A 16283-nucleotide genomic window follows, 5' to 3' on the forward strand; every position below is an offset into this window, starting at 1 on the left:
GACAAACCATCAGGGGGACCGCATGACCGCCTCAAACCACAATGCGGCAAGGATTGGCGGATCAGCCACCTGGGCCGGAGGCAGTGAGACCCTCACGCCGGAACCCGATCTTTGGCAACAACTTCAACGCCGGAAAGCGGCCGCTGACGAGGAGTTTGACCGTGTTTCAGCCAAACTGGTCGCTGACGTCGCCGAAGCACTCGCTAACGAGACTGCCCCCTCGGCGAGGTCCTCCGTCGAGGAGACTGAAACACCGTCGAAAAGCCAGGAGCCGCCCCACAAACCGGCGGAAGCACGGGAAAATTTAGAAGCTCCGGGCTCTAAAGTCAGGTCAGATGCCCGAAAGCCGGGGCATCTGCTGCTCGATGTAAATCGCGGACCGATCGAAGGCTCCGACGGCGGCTCCGGCTCCGGCGGAAATGGAGACGGCCGGCGCGGCGGCGGGGACAGCGGAGGAAGCGGGCAATTTCACAAACGGCTCGGTCCCGTCGACTTTGCAAGCAGTCTCAAGGCAGGCTTGAATGCGGTACGCCGCAACCTCGCCGCGGCGATGGTCTTCACGGTTGCCACCAACATCCTCGTTCTGGCGATCCCGATCTACCTTTTCCAAATTTCCGACCGCGTGCTGACCAGCCGTTCAATCGACACGCTCGTCATGCTGACGGTCGTCATCGTTGCCGCCGTTATTCTGCAGGCCGTCTTCGACGCTATCCGGCGCTTCATTCTCATGCGCACCGCGGTCGAAATGGCGGTGCAGCTTGGAACGCCTGTACTCAGCGCAGCGGCACGCGCATCGTTGCATAGCAACGGCCGGGAATATCAGATCCTCGGCGATCTCCAGCAGTTGCGCCAATTCCTGGTATCCGGAACGCTGCTGTCATTCCTCGACGTACCGATGGCGCCTCTGTTCTTCCTGGCTGTCTTTCTCATCCACCCGGAACTCGGCTGGATCGTTGTGACCGCCTCGTTAATGCTTCTTGTGGTCGCAATCATAAACCAGCGCGCGACATCCGGCCCCTTCGGCGAGGCCAACCAGCACCTTAGCAAGGCAAACCTCCATCTCGACTCAATGTCGCGCAACTCACAGATCATCAATGCGCTGGCAATGATTCCAGAGGCGGTCAGCATTTGGGGGAAAGACACGGCCCGCTCCCTCACTGCCCAGGTCACCGCGCAGGACCGCAACATCGTCTCGGCGGCTGTTTCCAAGAGTATCCGACTGCTCGCGCAGGTCGGCATGCTCGGCTGGGGCGCCTATCTAGCGATCCTGGGGGATATAACGGGCGGAATGGTGATTGCCGCTTCGATCATCGCCGGGCGCGCGCTCGCACCGGTGGAGGGAGCAATCGAAGGCTGGCACAACGTCGTTCAGTCCAAGGCTTCCTACGGGCGCATTTCATCGCTGCTGCAAGCTTCTCCTCTTAACCTCGAGCGGCTGCTCCTACCCAAACCTCAGGGACGGCTGGATGTCGAACGACTTCTCTACGTTCCTCAAGGAACCAAGCGCGTCGTCCTCAATGGCATCACCTTCTCGCTCCTGCCGGGTGAAAGCCTCGCCATTATCGGCAATTCCGGCGCTGGGAAAACCACGCTCGGAAAGATGCTCGTGGGCTCCATCCTGCCGACCTCGGGCAATGTTCGCCTCGATCTCATGGACCTGCGCAACTGGGATCAGCGGCAGTTCGGCGAGAACATCGGTTACCTGCCACAGGACGTGCAACTCTTCCCCGGCTCTATCAAGGCCAACATCGCCCGCATGCGGGACGATGCAAGCGATGAGGCCATCTACGAAGCCGCCAAGCTCGCCGACGTTCATGAGCTGATCGCCAATTTTGCCCATGGCTACGAGACGGTGGTAGCGGCCGATGGCACGCCCCTTTCCGGTGGACAGAAGCAGCGCATCGCGCTTGCACGGGCCTTCTTCGGCAATCCCAGGCTGGTTGTTCTCGATGAACCCAACTCGAACCTGGATGCCGACGGCGAAGCTGCACTGGCCCGTGCAATGCAGCACGCAAAGCAAAACGGCATAACGGTTGTCACCATTACCCAGCGGCCGAGCCTTCTACAGTGTGTCGACAAGATCTTGTTCCTGACCAACGGAACGGTGACCCTGTTCGGCAAGCGTCAGGAAGTGCTTGGAACGCTTGCCGCGCGCGGCGTCAGAGGCCTGGGCGGACCATCAGGCCAGCAGCAATAGAGAGAAGAACGATGAACGCCATTGTAAAGGTGCAGGATGCCGAGTGGTACACGGAAGTTCCACGTTCGATCCGAAAACATACGATCATCGGACTCGTTCTCATTGCCCTCTTCTTTGGCGGTTTCGGAGCCTGGGCGGCAACCGCTCCGCTAGCGGCGGCGATTATCTCCCAGGGTAGCTTCGTCGCAACCGGTAAAAACAAAATCATTCAGCACCTCGAAGGCGGAATCATCGAGGAAATTCTCGTCAGCGAAGGCGACATGGTGGAAAAAGGCCAGACGCTGATCCGGTTGGACGAAACCGCCGCGCTTGTCAAAGAACGCCAGCTTTTCCTCCGGCGCGCGCGTCTTGAGGCAGTTGTCGCGCGGCTGGAAGCCGAGCAGGCCGGACGCGACCAGATCACCTTCCCCGAGATGATCCAGGCAAACCTTTCCCATCCGAAAGTGGCAGAAATCATCGAAGAGCAGAATGCGAGTTTCCGTGCCGTGCGGGAAAAGCTCACTAGCGACATCAAACTCCTCGAACACAATATTCATTCGCTGGAGTTTCGTGGCGAAGGTTACCAATCACTTCTTGCGTCCCACTACCGACAGGTTGAACTGCTTGAGCAGGAGTATGATGGTAAGAAAACACTTTTCGACAAGGGGCTGATCCGCGCGCCTGAACTCCGTGCCATAGAGCGGGCCATGGCCGATGCGGAAGGCAATATCGGCCGGCTGCGGGCCGAGATATCCGAGACGCAGGCACAAATAGAAAAGCACGAACAGCAAATCGAACAGACCCGCTCCGCATACCGGCAGGCCGCACTCGACCAACTTCAGCCTGTCGCGTCGGAACTCGACACCGTGCGCGAGGAAGCCCGTTCCGCCCGCCGTGTGCTCGATCGCGTAACCATAGACGCGCCCGTTTCCGGCGTGGTCGTACGAATGCACTACTATACGCCGGGCGGCGTTGTGGAGAGCGGCAAGAGCATTCTCGAAATTCTGCCTGTCGACGTGCCGCTGATCATCGAAACCTACATCCTGCAAAGCGAGATCGACAGCGTGAAGATCGGGCAGCCTGCCACCATTCGGCTGACGGCACTTAACCGCCGAACCACACCTGTCCTCGATGGCGAAGTCTTCTACGTCTCGGCTGATTCCGTTCCAGACGATTCATCCTCTGGACGCGAAGCTTACGTCGTTCGTGTCCGATTGGACCCAAGCGAGTTGGAGCGGATACACGGCTTTGCCCCCACGCCCGGCATGCCGGCGGAGGTGCTTATAGAAACCGCCGAGCGAACCTTTCTAAGCTACCTGGTCAAGCCCATTCGCGACAGCATGTCCCGGGCGTTCGCCGAGCGGTAGTTCGTTTGTGCCGCGCAGGTGGACATTCATCGCGGCGAGCACTTGAAGGTCCGACACAAGCCGAGGGGAGGTACACAGGCGCTGTCATCGTTATAGTAGCAGGGACCAAATATATTGGTGAAACAATCCTCTAACGAACCAACCTGAAGAATGGAGTCACAGGACCAAAACTGAAGACTGGCGGAATCGCCGAGGCTTCATTATCACCAGAGATGCGTTGGAGCATAAGGATACTGTCCACAAACCCGGTGAGATGAATGAAGCCGCTGTTTATCGTGCGTTTTTCCGCGGATTTTGCGACCAAGTCGCCCAGAACCCGCTCGCATTTCTCAAGTATTATGCGGAAGAATGTCCACGCCGCCCTTGCCGGGGCCGGAGTGCGAGCACGAATAGTCCAGAAACATGGCCGGCTTTTCATATTTGCGAGCGACGAGGCGCGGACTCAAGCAATACTCGGCCGGATTTTCGGTCTCTCCAACTTTTCGCCCGTATTGACACAGTGTAGAGCCGATCTCACGGAGATGGCACGAACGGCCGAGGAGGCATTCGCGCGCAAGGTCGAGGGGAAGCGCTACGCCGTGCGTGCACGCCGGAGCGGACAGCACCCATTCCGTTCTGTCGAGGTCGAACGCCACCTGGGCGCAACTCTGAATCCGTATGCGACCGTTAACCTCGACAATCCGGACATCACCGTTCATGTCGAGATCCTCGGCAACCGCGCATACTTTTTCACCGATCGTATTGACGGAGCCGGCGGGCTGCCGCTGGGCAGCGAAGGAAGAGCTTTGGTGCTTTTCTCGGGCGGATTCGATTCGGCAGTCGCCGCCTGGCGGATGATGCGGCGCGGCGTTGCCGTCGATTTTCTGTTCTGCAACCTGGCTGGAGGCGCCTATGAACGCCAGGTGATCCAGGTGGCGAAGGTGCTGACCGACCTGTGGGCATTTGGCGAGCATCCGCGGCTGTACGTGCTTGATCTGACCGGAGCACTCGATGAGTTGAGAGCGCGTGTCGAGCGGCGCTTCTGGCAGATCGTGCTCAAACGGCTGATGTATCGCGCTGCCTCGAGTGTCGCCCCACGTCTTGAGGCCCAGGCCATTATCACCGGCGAAGCGGTCGGCCAGGTCTCCTCGCAGACGCTATCGAACTTGAGATCCATTGAACCGGCGGCCGACTTGCCCGTCCTGCGCCCGCTGATCGGCTTCGACAAGGCCGAGATCATTTCCCAGGCTCGGCACATCGGGACCGCCCTGCTGTCCGAACGAATTGTCGAGCATTGCGGCCTCTCCGGAGGTTCACCGGCCGTGCGCAGCACAGCGAGCAAAATCGCCGCCGAAGAGGCAGAAATGGACGGCAGTGCACTGCACAATGCGTTGAGCAACCTGCGCCAGATTGATTTGGGTGCGGTTACCGCAAGCGATTTGCAGACAGACTATCTCTTTGTCGACGATGTGCCGGAGAACGCCGAGGTAATAGACTGCCAGCCGCCGGCGCATTACAAGCAGTGGCATCTGCCGGGTGCGGTAAACCGATCGCCCGAAAGCGTGATCCACGATCTGAAAAGCTTGGACAAGCGGCAATCCTATGTCCTTTACTGTCCGTTCGGCACCCAGTCGGCGCATGTGGCAGAGATCATGCAACAGTACGGATATCAGGCCTACGCGCTAAGAGGCGGCATCGGCGCTATTCGACAGCGTAACGACCAACCTGAGATGACATGAAAACGGTGCCGCTTTAACCACGCAGTTGCTCTGGTGGAGCGGATTGTGCTTCAGGTGCAGTCCACAATTTCCGCATTGATCCACCTTCCCTGACACGAGTGAGCGGGGCAAGCCTTGTCTAGCCGCCTCAGAGTCGCTATCTCCATATAGCCCGTTCCCCACGGGCAGTTGTTCGGTGACCGGGCCCCTCTGGCGAAAGTGGCGGCGCTTTCGTGATGTCGGCACCGCGAACTTTCCAGCCGCCTGGATTGGTTACAACTCGACATGCAAAGCAGAACCGCTCGTCCCAGAGAGGCTGCGTCTGCAATGGGCCCAGGTACATCTCTTCTGTCTTATTTTCGTTGGGCCTTCATTGTCACGGCGCTCGGCCTCGCTCTTGGTGCCGTGGTCGGCTGGCAAATGACCGGCACGATCGGCGGCACACTTACGATCTTCTTCATCTGCTGCGTCCTCGCGGTATTGGAGATATCGCTCTCTTTCGACAATGCGATAGTCAATGCAAACAAGCTCAAGGATATGCGCCCGGAATGGCAGCGCCGGTTCCTGACGTGGGGCATCCTGATCGCCGTCTTCGGTATGCGGATCGTATTTCCGCTGCTGATTGTGGTGATCGCCGCGAAGGTCGGGCCATGGGAAGCAATCCATCTGGCTGCCACCGAACCCGCGGAATATGCCCGCATCATGCATGAGGCGCATCTGCCGATCGCGGCCTTCGGCGGGACATTCCTGATGATGGTCGGTCTATCGTTCTTCTTCGATCACGAGAAGGACGTACACTGGGCGCGGTGGCTCGAGCGCCAGATGTCAAAGTACGCCAGCGTCCGCGGCATAGAGATCGCTTTCGTTCTGATCCTCATCCTCCTCTTCTCACGCATGCTAGAAGGCGAAGCATCACGCGTGTTCCTGAACGCCGGGATCTGGGGACTTCTGACCTTCCTGCTCGTCGACGTTCTGGGCGCCCTTATCGACCGCGCGCAGGAGACGCTGCACACGGCGGCCAAAGGCGGCCTCGGCGCGTTCCTCTATCTCGAGGTCCTCGATGCCTCCTTCTCCTTTGATGGAGTGATTGGCGCTTTCGCGCTCACCCAGAACCTCTTTGTCATCGCAATCGGCTTGGGGATCGGCGCCATGTATGTTCGTTCGATGACCATTATGCTTGTCGAGAAGGGCACACTCACGCAGTACCGCTTTCTCGAGCACGGTGCCTTCTACGCCATCCTCATGCTATCCGTGATCATGTTTGCACAATCCGTGATCCATATCCCGGAATTGATCACTGGCTTGGGCGGCGCGACTGTTATCGGGGCTTCCTTCTGGTCCTCCGTGCGGTGGAACAGAAAGCAAGAGATGAGCGAAGGGTAATTAAGCTTCACCCAAGCCGATGCTCGGCCGTAACTTCGAGGGCACGATCTTCGAACGGGGAAGAGCCGTCAACTGGCCGATGATCGGCAAGCACCTTGTCACGCTTGCCGATCAGGCCCGCAATTTCGGCTTCATAAGCAATAAAAATGGCCGTTAGCCAGCGATTGACAAGGTAGGATGGCCGCGGCATCTGAATATCGAAGCGCGGCAAAAGGGCAATAGTACGCTCCGCGTCTAGCCAATCGTCGCCCACCACCCACTGGTTCACCGTGAACAGGCGCAGCAACCGCCCATAGGCATCCACACCGATGGCGGCCAGATGGTGGATCGGCCCTTCGCGCCCTTCCGGCCGGAGGAAGCAGTGGAAATGGCCGTGCTCGGTCGCACCCTCCTCCGCCGGGTGACAATGATAGAACCATTGCGCTCCGCTTTGCGGATCGAATACGTCACCCGGCGGATAATGCTCCCACGCGGTGATCTCCGGTACGTCGCGAAACGTCTCCAAAAGGACGTTCAGGCCTGCTTTGGCGAGGACACTCTCGCAAAAGACGATCTCCTGCAGCGCCCTGTCCTTTTCCTGGCTCACCCGCCCGTCCCCCAGTCATCTGGCGGTGAGGCCGGTGGTGGTGGCGGAGGCGCAAGTTGCGTTTCATCCTCCTGGGTCGGCGGTGACGCGGGCGGCGGCGGAGGTGGCGCTTTTTTAGGCGCCGCTGCCGCACAGGGGGCGGCGGGAGCACAGGGGGCGGCGGGAGCACAAGGTGCGGACGCAGCCGCACCGGCAGCACAAGGGGCCGCTGCTGTGGAAGCACCGCCGGAAGCGGGTGATGCTTGCGGCGCGGCACGCGGAACCGGGTGATTGTAGTAGTCGACGGCAACAGCCGCAGTGGCCGTGGCGAGCGCTGCGCCGAAGAGAAGCGTGTTCCGTGCCGTCATTTCTTCGCAAATCCGTCGAGACCGAAGAAGGGACGCAGCCACACGCCAGCGATCGATCCGACGAAGGCAGCAGCGAACCAGAGCCAGCCATGCAGGCTGCCCGAAGCGATGCCGCTGAAGAGAGCACCGATATTGCACCCGAAGGACAGTCGCGCGCCGTAACCCATCAGAATCCCGCCTATGGCTGCCGCCAGAAGAGAACCGATGGGAAGGCTGACCTTTGGCGCGAACTTCCCGGCAAGGCTTGCCGCGAGCGCAGCGCCCAGAATGACGCCGAAATTCATGACCGAAACCGTGTCGGCTAGGACGCTGGAACTCAACGCCTCCTGCGGACCCGGCCAATTCCAGAACGCCCAGCTTTCGACGGGAACGCCGACTGCTTGCGCGACCTTTGCACCCCAAAGGCCGAATCCAAAGGTAACCGACCAGGGGTGGCCTGCGACCAACAATGTTGCCACGTTCAACACAGCCAAAAGCAACCCTGCCCCCACCAGCGGCCACGGCCCATACAGCGCCCAACTCCAGCCAGGCCGCGCCGGGGCGGGTTCAGCTTCCAGGGCCCCATGCGCACGCCGCTCAATGAGAGCGGTGACGAGCGCGACGAATCCAAGGGCCGCCACCGTGGCCAACACCGCCGTGCCAACGCCCAACTCAGCACCAATGCTGATTGGCGCAAGTGAGGGCAGATCCAGCCACCAGGGCAGATGCGCCGTTCCGATCAGGGCACCCAGAATGAAAAAGGCGAGTGTAACGAGCATGCGCGCCGAACCGCCGCCGACGGTGAACAGGGTGCCGGAGCCGCATCCGCCGCCGAGTTGCATGCCCAGCCCGAACATTGCCGCTCCGACAAGGACCGATACGCCGACGGGCGCAGTGGCCCCGACGAGTTGCTCTCCGCCCAAATTCCCCGCAGCCAGGAGTGGGATCATCGCAAGCGCGGCAACCCCGATCATAAGCACCTGAGCGCGCATCGCGCGTCCGCGCTTTTCCACCACCATCCGACGCCAGCCGCCGGTGAAGCCGAATGAGCCGTGATAGAGTGTGGCCCCCAGTATACCGCCGAGAAGAAAAAGCGTGGCCTGGCGTAAATCGACCAGTGCGGCGATGGCAAGGAAGCCGAGCGCGAGCGCTCCACCGGCGACAAGCAACGGGGCGGCATCCATTTTCACCGGCGGAAGCGCGGGTCTTTCCAGAGAAATATCGCTCATTTTATGTGTCTCAACCGGCTGATCGATCACGCTCCCGTCGAAGAGCAAATGCCCGGGTGATGCCGGACAGTCGCACTTGCCTGCGTACCACGCAAGTTGGGTGTCGGACCGAAACCGCGGATATTACGTGTCCGAATGGTTCTCGACCGGACGGGAGGGATCCACCGTCCACTCCGACATCGAACCATCATACATGCTGGTGTTCCTGTTTCCGAACACCTCGCTTAGCCCGAACCAGGCGATCGATGCCCAATGCCCGGTGTTGCAAAAGGTAATGTTCTCCTCATCCGCGCCAAGATTCACGGCTTCCGCCAGCGCGCTCACCGTCTCCGGACGGGCAAAGAGCGCGTATTCGGCGCTATAGAGATCGCTGTGCTCGATATTTACGGCGCCTGGCAGCGTACCCTCGACGCGCACGACAGGGCTCTTGGATTGACCGTCGAATTGCTCCGCCGGGCGGCCGTCGACCAGAACAACACCGGAGTCGAGTGCAGCAACGACTTCGTCCGTGGTGGCCAAGAGCTGTTCCTGCAGCTCATAGGTAAACTCCGTCGGCTCCGGCTGGATCGGCTGCGCCGCACGCGCGCCTCCCGCCGCGTCGTACTGACGCCAGCCGCCGTCGAGGATCGAGACGGCGTCATGGCCGAGATACTTGAAAGTCCAGTAGACCCGCGTAGCGCTGCCGAATTCGGTGGAGTCCGTACCCCACGGTACGATCACCACATGATCGCCATTGTCGATGCCAAGGCTGCCGATCAGTCCGGCAACATCGTCAACCGGCGGCAGCTTGCCTGGAACGCCGTCGATCTCCGTGCGCCAGCCTACTTCGCCATAGGGGGCGACCACAGCGCCCGCAATGTAGGGCTCATTGCCGAGATCGGTACCCTCGATATCATCACGGATATCGAGGACGACCAGCTTCTCGTTATCAGCGTTTTCCTGCAGCCATTCCATGTCCACCAGCGGACGGACGTCCTGGGCATAGACAGGTGCGGCAAGACCAACCGCCACGGCAAGTGTTGTGGTGGCGATGCGCATGTCGAATACTCCTCGATGAGAATTTCCATCAGGATACCACCGCTTGCGCGCAGGATAAGCACATATGTTCGTACTTGCGGGCCATCGGATAAAACGAACACCCCAAAATGCGCGCCCGTTTAGAATGCGGTACCAGAGTCCAGTCACCGCGAAATTCTTCAAGACATGCAGGACAATCCAGCCGCGCCGGGGCGGATCGCGCTCAAACTTCCTGACGATAGTAGGCGTAGTCATAAACGCGCTTGAAGCCCGCCCGTTCGTAGAGAGAAACCGCCGGTGTGTTCTCAAGCAGGACTTGCAGCCACATAGTCCTCGAGCCGGACGCGGCAGCATGGTCGAGCAAGCCAGAGAGAAAGCGCTTTCCCACCCCGGTCCCACGCGCATCAGGAGAGACGAGCATGTTCATCAAGGCGCAGTAGCTGCCATCATACCAGAGGAGCGTGCCGCCAAGCTCCTTGCCGTCTTCCCGCCACGCCAGCCGCTCCGCATCGTCCGGCAGCATGTCGAGTATCTTGCGCAGAGTCTTCGCCTTCTCGGGCTCGAGTGCTCGTTTGCCAAGCTGAAAGTCGAGCCAGTGGTCGCGATCCACCTTGACGAGCATATCAGGGCTTTCCAGCGTCCGATCCTCCAAGGAACGGTCCAGGACAGCGCATGAGCGGAAGAGATGCCATCCCGCCTCGTCAAGTTCCCGCTCAAACTCCGGCCAAAGCTGCGGCACCCGGATTACGGGCGCGATGCCATGTTCTCTGGAGAAGGAATGCGTCTCCTTGACCAACCACTCCAGATCGAACCGAGCGGGATCGTGAACCGTAACGCTTGAATTGCGAAAGTTCAGCCCGCCAGCTGCGCGGAAAACACAGCCTTTCCGGCGCTCTTCAACAAAGGCCGGAAAAACCTCCATTCCCATGCGCTCCAGTTCGAGCCAGTACGGTTTTTCGGAGGAGCTTTCTTTCGCAATCACGCTTCTATTCCCTGTTTGGAAGCCGCCGCGGCAAGCAGCGATGCAACATCCGCTTCCCTTACGGGTGATGCCCAATCGTCTTCAGCCAGCCTCCCGACGAATTCACGAACGGCAACGCGCTGAGCGGGCGATTGCTTATAGGCGGCAGCATCGAAACGCTCCTCCATTTCCTGCGCGGAGAGCGGCTGTTCCGCGTCACCCCGTCGCCCCTCATGCGCGATTTCGAACGTCTCACCATTGGAAAAGCTGATGGCGACATGGCAGGCGCGTTCGGCGGGAAAACGCGCGGTGAGCGCGTCATCAGCCACGACATTCACCCGAGCAGCTAGGGCACGGATGTCCTCGCCCCCAAGTACCTCCGGCTTCAGAACGGAGAGATCGAGCCGCCCGGCCACGATCAGAAGGGCAACGCAGAACGTGGTTGAGAAACGCGCCTGCGCTATGGTTTCGGGTTCTGTGATGCCGGCAACCCGCTTTGTCGCCTCGAAGGAGCGGATGGTCACGGATTGGATCGTGTCAGGTCTGATATTCCGGTCTCGGACCAAAAGCGCGACTGCATCGAGGATATGGTGTATCTGACCGCAGACCGGCCAGAACTTCATGGTGGCGGTCGCCAGAGCGGTCTCATCCGGCACGGCCGGCGGCACAAGCTTAGCGCGATCCGCCTGTAGGCCTGCAGAGGCGGCCATGCCCCTTTCTCCTTCCAGGATGCGGGTTGCACCGGGAATACCTTCCGATGCCAGAGAAGCAGCGAAAAGCCCGTTACGCACGGCATACCCGATGTGGGCGGCTTTGGCTTCCTCAGCGCCATCATCGAGAATCTGCCACAACCCGGCGGCCTGTGTGCCCGCATGGCCGAAAGCCCACATCAGTTGTTCGACAGAGAGGCCCATCATCTTTCCGGCCGCGGCCGCCGCACCGAAACACCCTGCCGTCGCGCTCGAATGATAACGCTTGTAATGCTCGGGCCCGAGGGCGGCACCGGTGCGGACCGCACACTCGTAGCCTACGGTGATGGCGGTCAGGATTTCACCGATAGTGCTTTCCCTTCCCGGCTGCAGCATCGGAAAGATGGCTGGCATCACCACGACGCCCGGATGCAGCATGGCGAGCCGGTGACCGTCATCGATCTCCTCGATGTGGGAAAGCGCCGCCAGAAGCCACGCCGCTTCGGGAAGCGGCAGCGTATCCGCTCCCGAAAGTCTCCGCACTGCGCCACAATAGCGCTCGGACAGCGGACTTGCAGCGCCCGCATACAGCGCGCCAAACCAGTCGAGGACGGCGGATGCAGCCCTTGCGCGAACCGCCGCGGCCTGTGCCTCGGCGGATTCACCGCTGCTCCATTCTGCAAGTGGCCGCAGCCATTCCATTGCGCTTAAGCGCTCGTTCCGCGCTTGAGCGCGGTTTTGGCGACATTGACCCACCACGCCGCACCGGGAGCGAGGATCTTGTCGTTGAACGTGTAAGTCGGGCTGTGCAGCATGCACCCACCTTCAGTCGAGCCAGCGCCCACCCAGAGATAGCAGCCGGGCTTCTTCTGGAGCATGAAAGCGAAGTCCTCCGATGCCATCGAGGGTGGCAGCGTGTCAGACACCTTGTCCTCACCTGCGACAGCTTTGGCCGCTGAGAGCGCGATTTCGGTCTCGCGCTCGGTGTTCACCGTCGATGGGTACCGGCGCATGTAGTCGAGATCCACGGAAATGCCGAAGCTTCTCGCCACACCCTGGCATATCTCGCTCATCTGCTGCTCGATCAGATCCTGCACCTTTGAAGTGAAATGACGCGTGCAGCCGCGCATGATCACTTCCGAGGGGAGCACATTCCAGGCATCGCCGCCATGGATCTGCGTAACAGAGACAACGCCGGTGTCCAATGGATCGACCGAACGTGCGATAATGGATTGCAATTGGCTTTGAATATTGGCCGCCGCAAGCAGCAGATCCTTGCCAAGGTGCGGCATGGCGGCATGGGCGCCCTGCCCTGTGATCTTTATCTCAAAGACGTCGAAGGCTGCCATCTGCGGGCCCACCCGTCCGGCAAAGCTGCCTTCCTCCAGTCCCGGCCAGTTGTGAAGTCCATAAACCTCCTGGACGGGAAACTGCTCGAACAGCCCATCCTTGATCATGGCGTCGGCGCCGGCCTCGCCCTCCTCAGCCGGCTGGAAGATGAAGTGGAGCGTGCCCTGAAAATCACGGCTCTCCGCGAAATAGCGCGCAGCCGCCAAGAGCATGGTCATATGCCCGTCATGGCCGCAGGCGTGCATCTTGCCGGAGTTCTTGGAGGCGAAAGGCAGATTGGTCTGCTCCAGAATGGGCAGGGCGTCCATGTCGGCCCTCAATCCGACCGACGGTCCTTCTCCATTGCTGATCGTAGCGACCACGCCGGTTCCGCCAAGGCCACGCACCGGCTCGTAACCGAAACTTTTCAGCTTCTCCGCGACGAAATCGGAGGTCCAGTGCTCCTCGAAGGCAAGCTCGGGATTCTGATGAAGCTCCTGGCGCCACTCTTTCAGGTCCGCCTCGATGCTCTGGAAATAATCTCGTATCGTGTTCATGATTTTCTCACTCTTGTTGGGGGTCGGAGACCGACAGCTGCTTCGACAGAGCGATCGTGTCTTCGACCTGTGTGGTGGCTGTGCCCAGATACTCGCGATAATCGAGAATGGATTCCAGCTCTTCCGCGTTGATTTCGTTCTTCAGATTCTCGGACTCCAGGACCGCCTGGCGGAAAGGCTTGCGCGAGCGCGCGGCTTCCACCACGATCTCGTGCAGCACATGGTGGGCGCTCTGCTTGCCCAATTTCTCGCCAAGGCGGAACATCAGCGCTTCGGACATAATGGCGCCATTGGTGAGATCAAGATTCTCCGCGATCCGGTTTTCATCGACCGCGAGATCGCCCACCACGGTTCGCATGTGATTGACGACGCGGTCCAGCATGATCGCGCTTTCGGGCACGGTGTGCCAGTCGAGCCGCCAGACACTGGCGTCGCGCTCATGCGAGACCACCATTGACTGAAGCCCGAGCGTGACATTGTTCATCACGACCTTGACCATGGTGCCGGAGAATTCCGAACGCACTGCGTTGCGCTTGTGCGGCATGGTTGAGCTTCCGACCATCGTGTCCGATATGGGTTCGTGAATCTCGCCGAGCTCGGTGCGCGAGAGCTGGAAAACCTCGTTGGCGATGCGGCCCAACGTGCCGGCGCATATGCCGAGAACGGAGAGAAATTCGGCAATTCCGTCGCGCGCGCTGGCCCAGGAGGTAGGTGGGTAGACGAGGTCCAGCCGCTCGGCCATGCGCTTCACTATGGCCTTCGAGTCCGGCCCCAGTCCGGCCATGGTGCCAACGCCGCCATGGAGCATGATGAAGAAGGCGCGATCCGGCACTGCTTTCAGCCGCTCCAGGTCGCGGCGCAACTCGGCCGCCCAGCTCGCCAGCTTCATGCCAAGCGTCATCGGCAGCGCATGCTGATTGTGGGTGCGCCCGACCATGACAAGGTCCTTGTAGCGATCGGCCTGTTCGAGGCAAACGATCTCCAGCGCCTTGATGTTTCGGAAGAGGACTGTCCAGGCATCCTTCATTTCCATGGCCAGCGCAGTGTCCTGAATATCCTGGGTCGTCGGCCCGTAATGGATCCACTCGCCTGCACCCTTCTCGCATGCTTTTTCAAAGGCGCGGAGCACAGGCACGAGCGTATGCCCGGCCTTCGCCAGTTCCTGGCGGATATAGTCCGGATCGAGCTTGTCTACCCTCGCCTTTGCGGCAATCTCCGCTGCGGCTTCTTTCGGGATGATGCCTTCTTCCGCCTGGATCTCGGCGAGGATCGCCCAGAAGTCCAGCCACCTCTGGAACCGGCGCTCGTCGTCGAAGACCGCGCGCATTTCCGCGGTGCCCCAGCTATCGCGGTAATAGGAATGGTCGATGATGTGTGCCATGACGGGTCCAATTCTGATGATGAGATCGTTAGGAAACGCTTTGAGCGTCTTCGGCTGCATCTCTCCGTCGCTTCTTGATGAAGGGCGTCACGATGAAGAACAGTGATGCGGCCAAAAGAACTGCGCTGATCGGATGAGCGATCGGATTTACGAAAACGAACCAGCTCCCATCCGAAAGCTGAAGGGCGTTAAACAGCGAACTTTCGATCCGCTCGCCGAGAATCACTGCTAGGATCACCGGTGCGATGGGCACGCCCATTTTTTTGAAGCCATAGCCGACGAAACCAAAGAGCAATGCGGTCCAGACACCCAGAATCGTGCTCTCGACCGCGTAAGCGCCGGTGAGGCAGAGAAACCCGATCGCCGCTGCCAGAACGCTCTTCGGCAGGCTGTAGACGAAACGGATCATGCTCTTGACCATGAGGTAGGCAACCGGCCCCATGAGTATATTCGCAGCGAGGAAGGCAAGAATGATCATCCAGGCAATGTCGACCGAGCGCTGAAACAGCAGAGGACCGGGCGTCAGACCCTGAATTTCCAACGCCGCGATAAACAGAGCTGAAACCGAATTCCCGGGAATTCCGAGAGAGAGAAGCGGCACCATCGAGCTCGCAACCACGGCATTATTGGCCGCTTCAGGCGCCGCAACACCTTCCGGAACACCCTCTCCCCACTTCGTTGCGCCCTCCTCACGTCCCAGTTTGCGCGCATAGGACCGGGCCGCCTGATCATAGCTGAGATAGATGGCTATTAGCGCGCCGGCGCCTGGAATAACGCCGATGACATTGCCGATGACGGACGATCTCACCCAGGTCGGCAGAAGCCGCACGACCATGGCCTTGTTGGGCAGCACCGCTTTGATGGATTCGCTGAATCTGCCGATCGATTTTCCGGCCCGGCGGTCGCGAACGATTTCCTCCACCAGTTCCAGAACAGCCGCAACACCGAACAACCCGACCAGCAGCGGCACGAGCGAAACACCCTGATAGAGATAAAAGCTGCCGAATGTGTAGCGTGACTCACCGTAGTGGAAGCCGACCGTTGCAATGAGCAGACCGAAGGCGGCGGCGATAACGCCTTTAACCACGCTCCCCTGCATCATCCCCACCACACTGGCAAGACCGAGCACGCCAAGCGCAAAATTTTCAACTGGACCGAAACGCAGCGCGAAGGCCGCCAACAAGGGTGCCAGGAAGATCAGCACGATCGCACTGGTGATGCCGCCGAAAACCGAGGAGGAAATGGCCACGCTGATGGCTTCGCTTGCCCTGCCCTGCCTGGCCATGGCGTTACCGTCGACGGACGATAGCAAGGATGACGCGGTGCCTGGCACGCGCAGAACGATCGCCGGTATGGCGCCGCCGATCGCGGTCGCGCAATAAACACCGACCATCAGTGCCAGCGCATTCGCCGCATCCATGGAAAAGGCGAAAGGGATGAAGACAGCAAAGGCGATATTGTCGTTGAGACCGGGCATCGCTCCGATGAACAGGCCGGCCACCACCCCGATCATCAGGTAGAGCAGCACCTCAGGCTGTATGAGGACCAGAAACCCGGCGAGCGTATCCTCCACCTCAAACACCTC

Annotated in this window: 12 protein-coding genes; 4 read left to right on the plus strand and 8 right to left on the minus strand. The window is 60.2% G+C overall.

Features of this window, described 5'->3' with window-relative positions; translation table 11 throughout:
• Positions 1–22 precede the first annotated feature (22 nt).
• The 4 genes from LY631_RS12075 (at position 23) to LY631_RS12090 (ending at position 6623) form a co-directional block, all read left to right on the plus strand.
• Entirely contained in the window at positions 23–2197 is a 2175-nt protein-coding gene (locus tag LY631_RS12075; protein WP_274425643.1) for a type I secretion system permease/ATPase, read from the plus strand.
• A gap of 11 nt (positions 2198–2208) precedes the next feature.
• Entirely contained in the window at positions 2209–3543 is a 1335-nt protein-coding gene (locus LY631_RS12080; protein WP_274425644.1) for an HlyD family type I secretion periplasmic adaptor subunit, read from the plus strand.
• Between the two features lie 257 nt (positions 3544–3800).
• Entirely contained in the window at positions 3801–5261 is a 1461-nt protein-coding gene (thiI, locus tag LY631_RS12085) for a tRNA uracil 4-sulfurtransferase ThiI (protein ID WP_274425646.1), read from the plus strand.
• Positions 5262–5567: 306 nt separating this feature from the next.
• Positions 5568–6623, plus strand: a complete 1056-nt coding sequence (locus LY631_RS12090; RefSeq protein ID WP_274425647.1) for a DUF475 domain-containing protein — start codon at positions 5568–5570, stop codon at positions 6621–6623.
• A 7-nt stretch (positions 6624–6630) separates the two neighbouring features.
• Here the strand turns inward: LY631_RS12090 and LY631_RS12095 are convergent, their stop codons facing one another.
• The 8 genes from LY631_RS12095 to LY631_RS12130 form a co-directional block, all read right to left on the minus strand.
• Positions 6631–7209 carry a DUF6969 family protein gene (locus LY631_RS12095; protein ID WP_274425648.1) on the minus strand — a complete coding sequence of 193 codons (579 nt, stop codon included), beginning with the start codon at positions 7207–7209 and terminating at the stop codon, positions 6631–6633.
• A 343-nt stretch (positions 7210–7552) separates the two neighbouring features.
• A complete protein-coding gene (locus LY631_RS12100; protein ID WP_274425649.1) occupies positions 7553–8764 on the minus strand; it encodes a YeeE/YedE family protein in 1212 nt (403 codons plus the stop codon).
• Positions 8765–8887: 123 nt separating this feature from the next.
• A complete protein-coding gene (locus LY631_RS12105) occupies positions 8888–9802 on the minus strand; it encodes a sulfurtransferase (RefSeq protein WP_274425650.1) in 915 nt (304 codons plus the stop codon).
• Between the two features lie 202 nt (positions 9803–10004).
• Entirely contained in the window at positions 10005–10763 is a 759-nt protein-coding gene (locus tag LY631_RS12110; RefSeq protein ID WP_274425652.1) for a GNAT family N-acetyltransferase, read from the minus strand.
• Positions 10760–12133, minus strand: coding sequence for an MmgE/PrpD family protein (locus LY631_RS12115; protein ID WP_274425653.1), 1374 nt, complete (start codon positions 12131–12133; stop codon positions 10760–10762). The genes LY631_RS12110 and LY631_RS12115 overlap by 4 nt, the downstream gene beginning before the upstream one ends.
• A gap of 5 nt (positions 12134–12138) precedes the next feature.
• Positions 12139–13317: a M20 aminoacylase family protein gene (locus tag LY631_RS12120; protein WP_274425655.1), complete on the minus strand. Its 1179-nt coding sequence runs from the start codon at positions 13315–13317 to the stop codon at positions 12139–12141.
• A gap of 7 nt (positions 13318–13324) precedes the next feature.
• The gene (locus LY631_RS12125) at positions 13325–14698 is read right to left on the minus strand and encodes a class-II fumarase/aspartase family protein (RefSeq protein ID WP_274425657.1); all 1374 of its coding nucleotides are present in this window, start codon (positions 14696–14698) and stop codon (positions 13325–13327) included.
• Between the two features lie 28 nt (positions 14699–14726).
• Entirely contained in the window at positions 14727–16271 is a 1545-nt protein-coding gene (locus LY631_RS12130; RefSeq protein ID WP_274425658.1) for a tripartite tricarboxylate transporter permease, read from the minus strand.
• Positions 16272–16283: the final 12 nt, after the last annotated feature.

Source organism: Chelativorans sp. YIM 93263 (assembly GCF_028767125.1).
Classification (GTDB): Bacteria; Pseudomonadota; Alphaproteobacteria; order Rhizobiales; family Rhizobiaceae; genus Chelativorans.

Excerpts from the sequence above, each read along its gene's own strand:
- LY631_RS12100 (WP_274425649.1), bottom strand. The coding sequence starts at position 8,764 with ATGAGCGATATTTCTCTGGAAAGACCCGCGCTTCCGCCGGTGAAAATG.
- LY631_RS12080 (WP_274425644.1), top strand. The coding sequence starts at position 2,209 with ATGAACGCCATTGTAAAGGTGCAGGATGCCGAGTGGTACACGGAAGTT.
- LY631_RS12115 (WP_274425653.1), bottom strand. The coding sequence starts at position 12,133 with ATGGAATGGCTGCGGCCACTTGCAGAATGGAGCAGCGGTGAATCCGCC.
- LY631_RS12105 (WP_274425650.1), bottom strand. The coding sequence starts at position 9,802 with ATGCGCATCGCCACCACAACACTTGCCGTGGCGGTTGGTCTTGCCGCA.
- LY631_RS12120 (WP_274425655.1), bottom strand. The coding sequence starts at position 13,317 with ATGAACACGATACGAGATTATTTCCAGAGCATCGAGGCGGACCTGAAA.
- thiI (WP_274425646.1), top strand. The coding sequence starts at position 3,801 with ATGAAGCCGCTGTTTATCGTGCGTTTTTCCGCGGATTTTGCGACCAAG.
- LY631_RS12125 (WP_274425657.1), bottom strand. The coding sequence starts at position 14,698 with ATGGCACACATCATCGACCATTCCTATTACCGCGATAGCTGGGGCACC.
- LY631_RS12090 (WP_274425647.1), top strand. The coding sequence starts at position 5,568 with ATGGGCCCAGGTACATCTCTTCTGTCTTATTTTCGTTGGGCCTTCATT.
- LY631_RS12075 (WP_274425643.1), top strand. The coding sequence starts at position 23 with ATGACCGCCTCAAACCACAATGCGGCAAGGATTGGCGGATCAGCCACC.